The sequence below is a fragment of the Neobacillus drentensis genome (genome assembly GCF_036966985.1).
In the GTDB taxonomy this organism is placed as follows: Bacteria; Bacillota; Bacilli; order Bacillales; family Cytobacillaceae; genus Neobacillus; species Neobacillus drentensis_E.
In genome coordinates this window covers 1-11816 of sequence record NZ_JBALSN010000497.1, presented here as the reverse complement: position 1 = coordinate 11816, position 11816 = coordinate 1, and the positions used below count along the sequence as shown (strand labels likewise).

Genomic DNA, 11816 nt, shown 5'->3' with positions numbered 1-11816 from the left:
GGGCGTGCCGGGGAGCCTCCTCGTCACTTCACTCCTGCGGGGTCTCCCCTGCCCCGCACTCCCGCAGGAGTCTTCGCACCTTTCGCTCCAATCAACAGGGTGCCAAAATCAATAATAGCCTTTAACACAGTCATTATTTAAATAAAATCCTTAACTGGTGCAAATGTTTTTCTGTGATAGGATGTGATCCCATGTTGTTTGATTGCCTCGATGTGTTCCTTTGTTCCATATCCCATGTTTTGCTGAAATCCATAGACTGGATAGGTTTGTGAAATTTCCTTCATCAGTGTATCTCTTGCTACTTTTGCTACAATCGAGGCAGCAGCGATTGAAATACTTTTTGCATCACCCTTAATAATAGATTCAGAGGGGAAGGGAATATCAAGTTTCATTGCATCAATAAGTAAAAAGTCTGGTTTTGGTTCTAAAGATGCAATGGCAGTTTTCATTGCCTTTTTTGTCGCTTGATAAATATTCATTTCATCAATTTCCTGAGCATGGATCATCGAAATGCTAAAAGCAATGGCTTCTTTTCTAATGATTGAATCGTATTCTAAACGCTTTTTTTCAGACAGCTTTTTAGAGTCGTCAATACCTGCAAGAAAAAAGTCATTTGGCAAAATGACTACTGCCGCAACTACTGGACCAGCAAGCGGTCCTCTTCCGACTTCGTCAACACCTGCAATCATTTCAAACCCTTTTAAGCGCCAATTATGTTCATAAACATTCATTTCCTCAAACTTTTCTTTTAGCTGTTGTTTCTCAGCATATTTCTTTTTCCATCTATGTACCAACTGTTGGACACCTTTCCGCTCATCTTGAAAAATGTCCAATAAGAACGGATCGGATTCGATCACGATATTTTCTAATCGTTGTTCAATTTCTGCGATTGTTAATTGTTTCATTCTATCACCCGCTATTTTGATACGTTATCATTTTCTATTAACAAACAAAATAACACCCAATTTTCTTTAGCATTGGGTGTTATTCACACTTATTAGGATAATACTAAGTCTTTTAATTTGAATGGTTTGTCCTTGCCAAAAATTTCTTGTTCCAATCTCTTTCCTGTAGGAGTCGCTGCAAGTCCGCCCTCAGCTGTTTCTCTTAAAGCAGATGGCATGGATTGTCCTATTAAAAACATAGCATGAATGACTTCATCACAAGGGATTCTACTAGTAATACCTGCCAACGCCATATCTGCTGCCGTAATCGCATTAGATGCGCCCATTGCATTCCGTTTTACACACGGAACCTCGACTAAACCTGCAACTGGATCACATACTAATCCAAGCATATTTTTCAAAGTGATTGCCATCGCCTCGGCTGCCTGCTTAGGCGTGCCTCCTGCTAATTCAACAATCGCTGCTGCAGCCATTCCACTCGCTGAGCCTACTTCAGCCTGACATCCACCTGCAGCGCCAGAAATAGAGGCATTATTAGCGACAACAAAACCGAAAGCGGCTGCCGTAAATAAAAATTCAATCATCTCTTGTCGAGTTGGATTTAATTTTTCTTTTACCGCAAATAATGTTCCTGGTACTACGCCTGCAGAACCAGCTGTTGGTGTAGCACAAATAACACCCATTGCTGCGTTCACTTCATTAGTTGCCACTGCCTTACTAACGGCATCTAACAAAATCGTTCCCCCAAGAGCTCGGCCACTCTTAATATAGTTTTGAAGCAGCACTGCGTCGCCGCCAGTTAGGCCTGTATGGGAGTGCACTCCCTTTAAACCTCTTTCCACTGCTTGCTCCATTACCACTAGGTTCCTATCCATTTTACCTAGAACTTCTTCTCTAGAAAGACCAGAAACCTCGATTTCTTGACGAATCATGATTTCTGCAATTTTAACCTGATTGCTTTCTGCAAGTTGAACAAGTTCGGCTACATTTCGAAACATTTCAGCACCTCCTGATGTCAAGTAAGTTTATCTAATCAGCCATGCGAATGATTTGTGATACATTTGAAAGATTCTGTAATTCCACTATGACCTTGTCATCAATCTTCTGGTCGACTTCAATAACCATTAAAGCCATTTCCCCTTTTTCTAATCGCGAAACTTCCATATGACCAATGTTAATTTCATATTTTGATAACACACTTGTTACTGCTGAAATGATACCAAATCGGTCTTGATGAATAACTAAAATTGCAGGGTGTTCACCCGTAAGTTTCAATGGGAATGAATTTATTTCAGTAATCTCAATCGTTCCACCGCCAATTGAAATCCCAACTAATTCAAGTTTGTTATTTTCATGATACAAATTTATTTTGACGGTATTTGGGTGATCTGTTACTGCCTCTTCAGTACGAAAGGTCACCTCTAAACCCATTTGTTTTGCAATTTCCAAAGATTTTGGCATTCGATCATCAAATGTATCCAAATCTAACAGTCCAGCCACAATGGCAAAGTCTGTACCGTGTCCTTTATAGGTTTTTGCAAACGAACCATACAATGAGATGACTGCTTTTTTTGGCAGCTGACCGAATAATGTTCTTGCTACGCGGCCAATTCGTGCTGCGCCAGCTGTATGTGAGCTTGATGGTCCAATCATAACAGGACCGATAATATCAAATGCAGAACGATATTTCATTTAGGACGCTCCTTTACTTTCTATACAATAATATTACAAGATAAAAGGCAAAATAGCCTTCGATAAATACTGGGAAAAAAACATAAAAAAGACTCTCCGTCCGGAGAGTAAAAACAAATTCTTTATTCAGAAATTATATCACCAGGTCGTTCAAATGTAATCCGGCCAAATTTCTCGGATCTAATTTCCTTGATGACCAATTCAGATACCTTATCATAATCAACAATGCCTCCAGCCGCAAGGCATCCGCGCAGTACACCTATTTTATCAAACATCTCTACCACATCCTCAGGTAGAATTTCAAGACTGTATCGCTCCTTTAAGCGCTCAGGATATTCCCGTTCTAAAAACCTAAGGACATAAACTGTGAGGTCTTGGAGGTTCAGTAAGGTATCTTTGATTGCGCCTGTAACGGCCAGTTTTTTGCCAACTTCTTGGTCCTCAAACTTTGGCCATAATATTCCTGGCGTGTCGAGAAGTTCCATTTCCTTCCCTACTTTAATCCATTGTTGGGCTTTCGTAACACCTGGAGTATTACCAGTTTTAGCGATATTTTTCTTCGCTAACCGATTAATCAAAGTCGATTTACCCGCATTGGGAATTCCGACTATCATTGCACGAATCGCCCGTGGATTTGTAACCCCTCTTGCTCTAAGACGGTCAAATTTTTCTTTTAATATTTCTTGTGAAGCTTGCGCAATTTCTCTCATACCTTCTCCAGCCTGAGAATTAATTGCTAGTGCTTTAATTCCTTTTTCGGCAAAGAAGTGAATCCATTCCTTTGTTGCTTCTCGATCAGCCATGTCTGCTTTATTTAACAAGACAAGCCTTGGCTTATGTTGAATGATTTCATCAATCATTGGATTTCTCGAAGAGTAGGGAATCCTCGCATCCACCAATTCAAATATAATATCAACTAACTTTAACTTTTCTGTGACCTCTCTGCGAGCCTTTGCCATATGGCCAGGAAACCATTGGATCGTCATCGTTGGCCACCTCCCTTTAAAACGAAAGCGCCTTGACCAGCCCCGACAAGCAAAAGCCAAGCTGGCAGGAAGGTTGCTTTTTAACCTTCATGACGGATTGGCTTTTGACCTCGAGGGGCTAGGCGCTTTCGCTGGATAGTAAACTTTATTTCACTGTTACGATATGTGCATCATTTAAAGGCCAGTAAACAAAACTTGTTTTACCGATAATTTTATCATAAGAAATGGTCCCAATATGGCGACTATCTTTACTGAAGCGACGATTGTCACCCATCACAAACAATTCACCTTCGGGAACTGTTTTTCGACCTATTTTTTCTTCCAAAGTGAATGCATCTGTTAATGGTCCATCTTGTACTTCTTTTTTATACTTATCCAAATATGGTTCTTTATACGCTTTTCCATTAACATATAATGTATCATCTTTATACTCAATGGTGTCGCCGGGCAGTCCAATTACGCGCTTTATGTAATCCTTTTGCTCTGGAGCATGAAAGACAATGATATCAAATCGCTTTGGCTCACCAATATTGTAACTAAATTTATTTACTATCATCCGATCCTGATCCTTCAATGTCGGCATCATCGATAACCCATCGACAACAATCGGAGCAAATAGAAAGTAACGAATGACCGCAGCTAAGATAACGGCAATCAAAAGGGCTTTTGTCCATTCCCACAGTTCATTTTTCTTTTTTGTCATAACAATCCCGCCAATCTCTGTAAAAAAAAGTTTTATAAAGCTTATTTTACATAACTTCAACAAATTTAACACGATGGGATCATATTTTTTAATCAAACTTTAATAATTTGTTAAAAAACAAGAAATAATGGGTAATTAATATACATAAAAAAGAGCCTGCTTCCGAGCAAGCTCTTCTTCTTTTTTATTATCGAATCTCTTTAATTCTTGCTTTTTTACCGCGAAGGTTACGCAAGTAGTAAAGCTTAGCACGGCGAACTTTACCGCGACGAAGTACTTCTAGCTTCGCAATTTTTGGTGTGTGTACTGGGAAAGTACGCTCAACGCCTACTCCGTAAGAAATTTTACGAACTGTAAAAGTTTCGCTAATTCCACCACCACGACGCTTAATCACAACACCTTCAAATAACTGAATACGCTCACGAGTACCCTCGACAACTTTAACGTGTACACGTACAGTGTCACCAGGACGGAAAGCAGGAAGATCAGTACGAAGTTGTTCTTTTGTGATTTCTTCAATCAATTTTTGCATCGTTTTCAACTCCTTCCAACAGACGCTCATGCACATCAAACTTCTAAATCCATTGCAGCGGAACATCGTTATAAGACTACAATCTGATAGGTATCAGCTCAAGTCACAAGTAGTATCATACCATAATTACTAGGCACGTGCAATACTACTTGTATTCTTTTTTTATTTCTTTAAGCCATTTTTCCTGCTCATCTGTTAATTCTATTTTCTCGAAAAGGTCTGGGCGTCTTACAAGTGTTCTACGTAATGCTTCTTTATTGCGCCATTCTTCTATTAACTTATGATTCCCTGATATTAGAACTTCAGGTACCTTCATGCCTCGGAAATCAGCCGGTCTTGTGTAGTGGGGATGTTCTAGCAGTCCCGTACTGAAGGAATCTTTCAAATGTGATTCCTGATTACCTAACACTTCTGGCAGAAGGCGGACTACACTATCAACTACCACCATTGCACCTAGTTCACCACCAGTCAGGACATAATCACCAATCGAGATTTCATCTGTTACCACATGTTCCCTTATTCGTTCATCGTATCCCTCATAATGTCCGCAAATAAAAATTAAATGCTCTTCTTTTGACAATTCCTCAGCTTTTCGCTGCTCGTAGCGTTCACCTTGGGGGCAAAGAAGAATTACCCTTGGATTCTTACTTTTAGCTTTATCCCTCAGTGCTGATACGGCATCAAAGATCGGCTGAGGTTTTAAAACCATTCCTGCACCGCCGCCATAGGGATAATCATCAACAGTAGAATGTTTGTTATCTGCATACTCACGAAAATTTATGACAGTATAGTTTACTGCAGATTTTTCAGCAGCTTTATTCAAAATTGATTGACCAAATACCCCAGAAAACATTTCCGGGAATAGGGTAAGGATATCAATCTGCATCATGAAAGCAGCCCTTCCATCGGTTCAATGAGGACGACTTTTTCTTTCACATCTACTTTCTTGACCACATCATGGATGTACGGAATCAGTAATTCTTTGCCACCTTTGCCTTTAACTACCCATACGTCATTGGCGCCTGGCGATAGAATTTCAGAAATTTTTCCAAGTTCTTCCCCTTTTGTTGTCGCAACAAGACACCCAATAATCTCATGGTAATAAAATTCATCTTTCTCAAGGGTGCCTAGTTGTGATTCAGGTACTTTCAAAATACCTTCTCTAAACTTTTCTACCTCATTGATATTGTTGAACCCTTCAAATGTAAGTAATTCAAAATTTTTATGGGTTCGGTGGCTTTTGACTGTTAATTCAATCGGCGAACTTGAACCCGGCATAAACAAATATAATACATTTCCAGCCTTATAGCGTTTTTCAGGGAAATCGGTTTTTGATATAACCCGGACTTCCCCCTTAATGCCCTGTGTGTTAACAATTTTCCCTACATTAAACCATTTTTCCATTTCTTTATTCACCTTCTCTGATTTCCTCAATTATACCGTCTTTAATGATGATCTCGGACTGTCCTCGACGTTCATTCCACGAATCGCCTACTTTTACCTCAATTAACGCCTGGACTTCCTTTTCTTTTAATTCACTGCCTAAAGGTAGCATATGTAATTGTTCGATTTGAAACTCAAGAAGCTTTTCTTTTTCCAAACGTTTATTGATTTCTTTTTCAAAATGATTCTTCAATGCACCAGGTGAAAAATTCTTTGTTTTTTCCATCCGCTTCAACTCAAATTGAAGCTGACTGTTTTCCCGTTGAAGCTGCAGTTTTTTAGCCTCATATTGATCGAATAATTTTTTCTTACTATCTTCCGTTAGAATTTGTTTAACCACAACAGTTTGAATGATTTGCAAAGAAAATGCCTCCCTAAAAGTTCTGCCCTTCTCTGTCTAGCTCCAGCGCCTAGGGGCTCGGGGTCATAAGCAAGGCGCTTCCGCTTTTCTTATAGCAAAAAAGGGAGGAATTAATTCCTCCCTTTCATCTAGGTGCAAAAAGCTATTCACCAATTTCTAGAAAAATTTTCTTTTGTTGTGATGATCCTGCTGCATAAACAACAGTTCTAATGGCCTTTGCAACACGCCCTTGTTTACCAATCACTTTTCCCATATCTGTTTTATTCACAGACAGCTGATAAGTAATCCGGGTGTCATCTTCCTTAACATCCACATGGACGTCTTCTGGAAAATCTACAAGGGGCTTAACAATCGTTTCGACTAATTGTTTCATCGTCGACCGTTTTACTTACTTAATTTTGCATTATGGAATTTTTCCATGATGCCTTGGTTAGAGAAAAGGTTACGAACTGTATCAGATGGTTTTGCACCGTCTTGTAACCATTTAAGAGCTAGTTCTTCGTTGATCTCAACTTTTGCTGGTTGTGCAACCGGATTGTAAGTTCCAACAATCTCGATGTAACGTCCATCACGTGGTGAACGAGAATCTGCTACTACGATACGATAGAAAGGGGATTTATTAGCTCCCATACGTTTTAAACGAATTTTAACTGCCATTTTAAAAAAGCACCTCCGAATAGTTTCACACAAGATAGTATATTATCAATTCTTTTATAGTTTGTAAAGTGTTTTTTCTTTACATACAGTATTACCAATTTTTTCAAAAATAAAACAGGTTAGAATGGATTAAATGGGAACTTAAATCCACCTTTTTTCTTGCCTTTTTGCTGCATTCCAGTCATTTGTTTCATCATTTTTTTCATGTCTTCAAACTGCTTCAACAAACGGTTTACTTCTGTTACAGAACGACCGCTGCCCTTAGCAATCCGGTTTTTCCGTTTCGCGTTCAAGATTTCAGGATTATTTTTTTCAGCCTTCGTCATCGAACGGATGATTGCTTCTACATGGGCAATTTGTTTTTCATCAATTTGAAGATTATTTAACCCTTTGATTTTGTTTGCACCAGGCATCATCTTTAATAATTCGTCAAGCGGTCCTAAATTACGGACTTGACCAAGTTGATCCAAAAAGTCTTCGAGCGTAAAAGACGCTGTCCGCATTTTTTGTTCCAACTCTTTCGCTTTTTCTTCATCAACATTAGCCTGTGCCTTTTCAATCAACGTAAGCACGTCACCCATACCTAGGATCCTTGATGCCATCCGTTCAGGGTGAAACGGTTCAAGAGCGTCTAACTTCTCACCTAAACCGACAAATTTAATCGGTGTTTGCGTAACAGCGCGTATGGATAGCGCAGCTCCACCCCTGGTATCACCGTCCAACTTGGTTAATACAACACCAGTTAGACCGAGTTGTTCATTAAAGCTTTGAGCAACATTGACTGCGTCTTGACCAGTCATGGCATCGACCACCAAGAAGATTTCATCAGGTTTTGTTAATTCTTTAATGTCTTTTAACTCACCCATTAATGCTTCATCCACATGAAGTCGACCAGCCGTATCAATGAGGACATAATCATTGTGCTCTTCTTTTGCTTTTGCAATAGCCTGCCTAGCAATCTCTACTGGGCTTACTTGATCACCGAGTGAGAAAACGGGCATGTCCAATTGTTTACCAAGGGTTTCAAGTTGTTTAATGGCAGCAGGTCTGTAAATATCGGCCGCAACAAGCAATGGCTTGCGGTTATACTTTTTGCGAAGTAAATTAGCAAGTTTGCCCGAAGTTGTCGTTTTACCAGCACCCTGTAATCCGACCATCATAATGACAGTAGGGGGACGATTAGATGCAGCGATTTTGCTTTGTTCTCCACCCATTAATTCCGTTAATTCTTCATTAACGATTTTAATAATTTGCTGTCCTGGTGTTAAGCTTTTCAGTACTTCCTGCCCAACGGCACGTTCACTGACTTTTTTCACAAAATCTTTAACTACCTTAAAGTTTACGTCTGCTTCTAGTAAAGCGAGACGCACTTCCCGCATCATTTCTTTAACATCCGCTTCTGAGACTTTCCCTTTTCCACGGATTTTCTGAATTGTATTCTGCAGTCGGTCGGCTAATCCTTCAAATGCCATTCATGCCGCCTCCTAATCTAAATTCTCCAACTCGGCAACAGCTTCTAGCATTGCCTGCTTTGAAGGGTCGTCCTCGTTAAGCAATTCTTTCACATTTCTTAAAAGTTTACTACGCTCTTGAAATTTATGAAATAACAGCAGCTTTTCTTCATACTCCTCGAGCATTGTCTCGGTCCGCTTAATATTATCATAAACGGCTTGTCGACTGACATCATACTCTTCGGCTATTTCTCCTAATGAGAAATCATCTAAATAATAGAGAGACATATAGCTTTGCTGCTTTGGCGTTAACAACGAATGATAAAAATCATAAAGATAATTCATTCGTGTTGTCTTTTCAAGCATGCCAATCCCCTCCAACACGTATGTTAAGTGAAAAGCCTTTACATAAGTAGTTTACAGGGTCAGACATTATCTGTCAAGATAATCCCTTTACATCACTTATTCGGTTTGGTCAATTTCATTGGCAAATAATCCATATACATATTTCTCTGCATCAAATTCCTGAAGGTCATCCATTTTTTCGCCCAAACCGACGAATTTAACCGGAATTTTTAATTCATTGCGAATCGCAAGGACGATTCCACCTTTGGCAGTCCCATCCAATTTTGAAAGAACAATTCCACTTACATTTGTCACTTCTTTAAATGTTTTTGCCTGGATTAACGCGTTTTGACCCGTTGTTGCATCTAAAACTAGGATTACTTCATGCGGCGCGCCAGGTACTTCTTTTTCGATAACACGCTTAACCTTCTCTAGTTCTTTCATTAGATTTACTTTGTTTTGCAAACGTCCAGCGGTGTCACATATCAAAATATCTGATTTCCGCGATTTTGCTGCCTGAATCGCATCATACATAACTGCGGCAGGATCTGACCCTTCTGCTTGCTTAATGACGTCAACACCCACTCTATCTCCCCAAACCTCCAGTTGTTCGATTGCACCCGCGCGGAAGGTATCACCTGCTGCTAATAGTACTTTCTTTCCTTCATTTTTAAATTTGTAACCAAGTTTACCGATTGTGGTGGTTTTTCCGACACCATTAACCCCTACAAATAGGATAACAGTCAAACCATCCTCTTGAATGTTTAATTTAGAGGATTGCTCTTCACCAGCATTATAGATATCAACCAATTTCTCGGAAATTACGCTTTGAACTTCCTGTGGGTCTTGGATGTTCCGGCGTTTGACCTCCATTTTCAACTCTTCAATTAGTTTCATTACCGTATCAAAACCAATATCTGCCTGGATCATTATTTCCTCTAATTCTTCGAAGAAGTCTTCATCAACTTTACGGTATCTTGCGACAAGATCATTTACTTTTCCTGAAAAATTATCTCTTGTCTTCGTAAGACCTTCCTTAAACTTCTCTGTAACTGCATCGGTTGATTTGGTGATTTTTTCTTTTAATTTTTTAAAAAAACTCATGTTATCACTTCCTAATATTAAGTTTCAACAAGCTCTTTGGTATCCTCTAGACGAACAGATACTAGCTTTGAGACGCCTGATTCTTGCATGGTTACCCCATATAATACATCCGCTTCCTCCATCGTACCTTTGCGGTGAGTAATCACAATAAATTGTGTCTCCTTACTATATCGTTTTAAGTATTGGCTAAAGCGCTGGACATTCGCTTCATCCAAGGCAGCTTCAACCTCATCAAGAATACAAAAAGGAACAGGGCGGACTTTTAAAATTGAAAAGAGGAGTGCAATAGCTGTTAATGCGCGTTCTCCACCTGATAATAATCCTAAGTTTTGCAGCTTTTTCCCCGGAGGCTGTGCAACAATTTCGACACCTGTATTTAATAAATCCCCTGGAATCGTAAGTACTAAGTCAGCTCTGCCACCGCCAAAGAGTGACCTGAATACTGGCTCAAAATGCTCTCGAATACCATTGAAGGTTTGTTCAAAGCGTTTTTTCATTTCCTCATCCATTTCCTCAATTACCATGTAAAGAGTTTCTTTGGCCTCTTGGAGATCTGTCTTTTGTTCATTGAGAAACTCATATCGTTCAGAGACACGATCATATTCATCAATCGCTCCGATGTTCACATTTCCAAGTTCCTCGATGGCCAGTTTGATGAGCTTGACCTTCTTCCTAGCCTCTTCTAGTGGTATGGTTAATGGGTATTGCTCCTTAGCACCTTCAAACGATAAAAGATATTCTTCCCTTAAACGGGCAAAACGGTTTTCAAGGTCCACATCCAAACGGTTAATTTTTACTTCCTCGTCTTTTAAAACAACAATCAGCCCACGTTGAAGTCGTTTTAATTCTTTTACTTCCAATTCTAAATCTTCTAATGTCGTCTTTAAGGTTAAGCGTTCTTCTCTTCGTGCAGAAATTAACTGCAACGCGGCATCTTTATCCTGTTGTTTTCTACTTGCAGCAGTTTCTAACTGTTCCTCACCGGATGAACTGTTTGTCATTTCCGAAGTTAACAGATTGAGGTCTTCGCTATACAGAGAAAGCCTTTGTTCACTCTCATCCAAATCCGCTTGTAATTGTGTTAAACGTTCTTGTGTACTCATATACTGTTCATTCTTGGAGGCAAAGGCAACTTTTAAATCATTTATTTCATTTGAAAGTGCTTCTTTTGAAGTCAAATCATTTGACTTTTGTTCCGAAAGTTTCGATATCTGAGCGTCTAATTCTGCTAAAGAAGTTTTGTAGTTATCCATTGCAGCAGATAATTCATTTTTTCTACTGGTTAGAGTTGTTTTCTCATTAGAAAATTGCCCTTTTTCAAGGTCATAAATAGCTAATCGTTCATTAATGTTTTTTTCTTCAAGCTCTGCTTGGCGAAGGTCACCCTTTAATGTCAGTTCCGTTAATCTCAAATCTTCGCCATTTTTACGCATTTCATCCAGCAGCGTTTCTAAATCTTGAACCTCTGTTTTTAATGACTTTACAAGATTCTCTAATTGGATTGTTTTTTCTTCCATCACAATTAACTTTTCTTTTAATTCCTCAAGTTCCCCTTTACGAGTTAATAAAGAAGAGTTTTTTTGCTTAACCGCCCCACCTGTCATTGAACCGCCAGGATTGACGATATCCCCATCAAG

14 protein-coding genes and 1 pseudogene are annotated in these 11816 nt (G+C 39.3%); all 15 read right to left on the bottom strand.

Features of this window, described 5'->3' with window-relative positions:
• Positions 1-137 precede the first annotated feature (137 nt).
• Positions 138-905 carry a ribonuclease HII gene (locus tag V7659_RS26355; RefSeq protein ID WP_335543053.1) on the bottom strand — a complete coding sequence of 256 codons (768 nt, stop codon included), beginning with the start codon at positions 903-905 and terminating at the stop codon, positions 138-140.
• Positions 906-997: 92 nt separating this feature from the next.
• Positions 998-1903, bottom strand: coding sequence for an L-serine ammonia-lyase, iron-sulfur-dependent, subunit alpha (gene sdaAA / locus V7659_RS26350; RefSeq protein ID WP_335543052.1), 906 nt, complete (start codon positions 1901-1903; stop codon positions 998-1000).
• Positions 1904-1934: 31 nt separating this feature from the next.
• The gene (sdaAB, locus tag V7659_RS26345) at positions 1935-2597 is read right to left on the bottom strand and encodes an L-serine ammonia-lyase, iron-sulfur-dependent subunit beta (protein ID WP_335543051.1); all 663 of its coding nucleotides are present in this window, start codon (positions 2595-2597) and stop codon (positions 1935-1937) included.
• Between the two features lie 122 nt (positions 2598-2719).
• Positions 2720-3583, bottom strand: a complete 864-nt coding sequence (ylqF, locus tag V7659_RS26340) for a ribosome biogenesis GTPase YlqF (RefSeq protein ID WP_335543050.1) — start codon at positions 3581-3583, stop codon at positions 2720-2722.
• A gap of 145 nt (positions 3584-3728) precedes the next feature.
• Positions 3729-4286 (bottom strand): signal peptidase I, encoded by a 558-nt coding sequence (gene lepB, locus V7659_RS26335; RefSeq protein ID WP_335543049.1) that lies wholly within the window; start codon positions 4284-4286, stop codon positions 3729-3731.
• Between the two features lie 187 nt (positions 4287-4473).
• The gene (rplS, locus tag V7659_RS26330; RefSeq protein ID WP_026566443.1) at positions 4474-4818 is read right to left on the bottom strand and encodes a 50S ribosomal protein L19; all 345 of its coding nucleotides are present in this window, start codon (positions 4816-4818) and stop codon (positions 4474-4476) included.
• Positions 4819-4963: 145 nt separating this feature from the next.
• Positions 4964-5707, bottom strand: a complete 744-nt coding sequence (gene trmD, locus V7659_RS26325) for a tRNA (guanosine(37)-N1)-methyltransferase TrmD (RefSeq protein ID WP_335543048.1) — start codon at positions 5705-5707, stop codon at positions 4964-4966.
• Positions 5704-6222, bottom strand: coding sequence for a ribosome maturation factor RimM (rimM, locus tag V7659_RS26320; protein ID WP_335543047.1), 519 nt, complete (start codon positions 6220-6222; stop codon positions 5704-5706). Before rimM ends, trmD begins: the two co-directional genes overlap by 4 nt.
• Before the next feature lie 4 nt (positions 6223-6226).
• Positions 6227-6622, bottom strand: a complete 396-nt coding sequence (locus V7659_RS26315; protein WP_026566440.1) for a YlqD family protein — start codon at positions 6620-6622, stop codon at positions 6227-6229.
• Between the two features lie 142 nt (positions 6623-6764).
• Positions 6765-6995, bottom strand: coding sequence for a KH domain-containing protein (locus tag V7659_RS26310; RefSeq protein ID WP_026566439.1), 231 nt, complete (start codon positions 6993-6995; stop codon positions 6765-6767).
• An 11-nt stretch (positions 6996-7006) separates the two neighbouring features.
• The gene (rpsP, locus tag V7659_RS26305; RefSeq protein WP_335543046.1) at positions 7007-7279 is read right to left on the bottom strand and encodes a 30S ribosomal protein S16; all 273 of its coding nucleotides are present in this window, start codon (positions 7277-7279) and stop codon (positions 7007-7009) included.
• Between the two features lie 119 nt (positions 7280-7398).
• Positions 7399-8751: a signal recognition particle protein gene (gene ffh, locus V7659_RS26300; protein ID WP_144548998.1), complete on the bottom strand. Its 1353-nt coding sequence runs from the start codon at positions 8749-8751 to the stop codon at positions 7399-7401.
• 12 nt (positions 8752-8763) lie between these two features.
• Positions 8764-9096: a putative DNA-binding protein gene (locus V7659_RS26295; RefSeq protein WP_098571669.1), complete on the bottom strand. Its 333-nt coding sequence runs from the start codon at positions 9094-9096 to the stop codon at positions 8764-8766.
• A gap of 96 nt (positions 9097-9192) precedes the next feature.
• The gene (gene ftsY, locus V7659_RS26290; RefSeq protein WP_335543045.1) at positions 9193-10179 is read right to left on the bottom strand and encodes a signal recognition particle-docking protein FtsY; all 987 of its coding nucleotides are present in this window, start codon (positions 10177-10179) and stop codon (positions 9193-9195) included.
• Between the two features lie 17 nt (positions 10180-10196).
• Positions 10197-11816, bottom strand: a pseudogene (locus V7659_RS26285) (chromosome segregation protein SMC); the annotation flags it as partial.

Bases quoted from the DNA above. Each gene is read 5' to 3' on its own strand.
- V7659_RS26355 (WP_335543053.1), bottom strand. From the start codon at position 905: ATGAAACAATTAACAATCGCAGAAATTGAACAACGATTAGAAAATATC.
- rimM (WP_335543047.1), bottom strand. From the start codon at position 6,222: ATGGAAAAATGGTTTAATGTAGGGAAAATTGTTAACACACAGGGCATT.
- ylqF (WP_335543050.1), bottom strand. From the start codon at position 3,583: ATGACGATCCAATGGTTTCCTGGCCATATGGCAAAGGCTCGCAGAGAG.
- sdaAA (WP_335543052.1), bottom strand. From the start codon at position 1,903: ATGTTTCGAAATGTAGCCGAACTTGTTCAACTTGCAGAAAGCAATCAG.
- ftsY (WP_335543045.1), bottom strand. From the start codon at position 10,179: ATGAGTTTTTTTAAAAAATTAAAAGAAAAAATCACCAAATCAACCGAT.
- sdaAB (WP_335543051.1), bottom strand. From the start codon at position 2,597: ATGAAATATCGTTCTGCATTTGATATTATCGGTCCTGTTATGATTGGA.
- lepB (WP_335543049.1), bottom strand. From the start codon at position 4,286: ATGACAAAAAAGAAAAATGAACTGTGGGAATGGACAAAAGCCCTTTTG.
- ffh (WP_144548998.1), bottom strand. From the start codon at position 8,751: ATGGCATTTGAAGGATTAGCCGACCGACTGCAGAATACAATTCAGAAA.
- V7659_RS26295 (WP_098571669.1), bottom strand. From the start codon at position 9,096: ATGCTTGAAAAGACAACACGAATGAATTATCTTTATGATTTTTATCAT.
- V7659_RS26310 (WP_026566439.1), bottom strand. From the start codon at position 6,995: ATGAAACAATTAGTCGAAACGATTGTTAAGCCCCTTGTAGATTTTCCA.
- rpsP (WP_335543046.1), bottom strand. From the start codon at position 7,279: ATGGCAGTTAAAATTCGTTTAAAACGTATGGGAGCTAATAAATCCCCT.
- rplS (WP_026566443.1), bottom strand. From the start codon at position 4,818: ATGCAAAAATTGATTGAAGAAATCACAAAAGAACAACTTCGTACTGAT.
- trmD (WP_335543048.1), bottom strand. From the start codon at position 5,707: ATGATGCAGATTGATATCCTTACCCTATTCCCGGAAATGTTTTCTGGG.